This is a genomic window from Romboutsia sp., from assembly GCF_035470145.1.
Lineage (GTDB): Bacteria > Bacillota > Clostridia > Peptostreptococcales > Peptostreptococcaceae > Romboutsia_D.
Window position 1 is genome coordinate 1 of sequence record NZ_DATIRC010000323.1, and the last position, 1,718, is coordinate 1,718.

Below are 1,718 nucleotides of genomic sequence, written 5' to 3' on the forward strand. Positions count from 1 at the left end.
CAAATAAATCATTAAATATCCCAACCCAAGTTTCTTTCAATCTATTTAATTGTCCACTTATAGATTGAACATATTTTTCATTCTCAGCGGCCATTGAACCAAACATTTTTCCTTGATTCAATTCAGATTGTGCCTGTTTAAATATTTTATAATTAGACATTAAAGACTGGAATACTGCTGCTTGTTGTTTTCCAGAAATTGCCTCTGAAATACCAGCTCTTTGTTCATCTGTGAAATCTTTCCACTTAGACGATAACTCATCTAATATTTGAGTCATGTTTTTAAGTTCGCCTTTTTTCTTATCTGCAAACACATCTATTCCAGCAATTTCTTTTAATCCTTTAGCAGTTTTATTTAACTCTAAAGTTCCATCTTTTGCACTTGTTTTTATACCTGCAAGATTTACTCCTATCGTCTTAAGACCATTTCCCACACGACTACTATCCTGTAACGTTGTATTGGCCGCTGTTATCATAGCTAAAGTATCACTCATACTTACACCATAATTAGCCAATACAGCCCCACCTGATTGTAATGCCTCTAATAATCCACCTGATGTAATAGCAAAGTTATTCCTTTATATTCATATAAGTTCGTTATTCTTATACCGTTCTCTTAAGAACTGCTCATGCTTTCACATGAGAGTAGACTATATCATTACCTACATAATAGGCATTTCCCACTTCCACTCACTTGAGTGTACGACCTTACGGTCTAGTCGTTGAAGTTTATTCTTTAATATTATAAGTTTAATTCTTTTTCTAAAATATTTTCTATATTATCAAAATCCCAATACCATATCTCTAACAGCTTAATGTTGTTGTTTTCTGAATACTTCTTCTTACGTCTATCATGTTCTTGTTGTTTTTTAAAGTCTTCTTGAGAGGAATGCATACCTTTAACATATCTTTCATGCTGCCCTCCTTGATATTCGATTAACAAGTTATAATCAGATAAATAAAAATCATACGATAAATTACCATTGTTAATCCCTATCAAACCACTGTACTCTTTTTGCGGAACATGATTTATTTTATTTTTAATTAAATAGTTTTCTATTCTCTCTTCTCCCTTTGACGTAGAACAAAATTTACATCTATGCCCTTTTGTAAATACATATGGATAAGTTTCATAATCACTGTGTTTTGAATTTTCACATTTTATCCATATCCTATTTTTACTACATTTAAATGTATGATAAGGATTGATTTTATTATACTTACTCCAATATTTCTCTAATGGGCTACCTAAATCTACCTCGATATAATGTGCAATAGAATTTTCATACTTCTGACAACATTTAGAACATCTTATACCTACATTTATAAACTGTCCAGATTTAACCTCATATACACGCCCACAATATAAATGTCTTACTTGTATACATGGACTACCTTTTACAACCTTACCATTCGGTAGCATATCACCTTGTCTAAATGAACGTATATATTCGTATTCTCCTGTTTTCTCAACCTCATGCTTATATCTTTGTTCTATCTCATTATATTTACATTCCTCACATTTAATAGCTTGTTTAAATTTTATGTCTACCCATTTTCTACTATATATGATATTTCCACATTTGCATTTCCAATTGTGTTTATGTCTTATATCAATAAAAACATCATCGCATAAATATATATAATCTTTAGTAAGTTCATTTACCTCATTTTTATTCATTCCACTTTTAGGTTTTACATATTTTAATTCCATATATT

Annotated in this window: 2 protein-coding genes; both read right to left on the bottom strand. The window is 30.3% G+C overall.

Annotated features, from left to right (window positions below; genetic code table 11):
- Window positions 1–514: phage tail tape measure protein (locus tag VLM92_RS13050; protein WP_325276771.1), on the bottom strand; the 514-nt coding region annotated here is incomplete at its 3' end.
- Between the two features lie 227 nt (window positions 515–741).
- The coding region (locus tag VLM92_RS13055; protein WP_325276772.1) for a hypothetical protein at window positions 742–1,718 on the bottom strand (977 nt) is incomplete at its 5' end.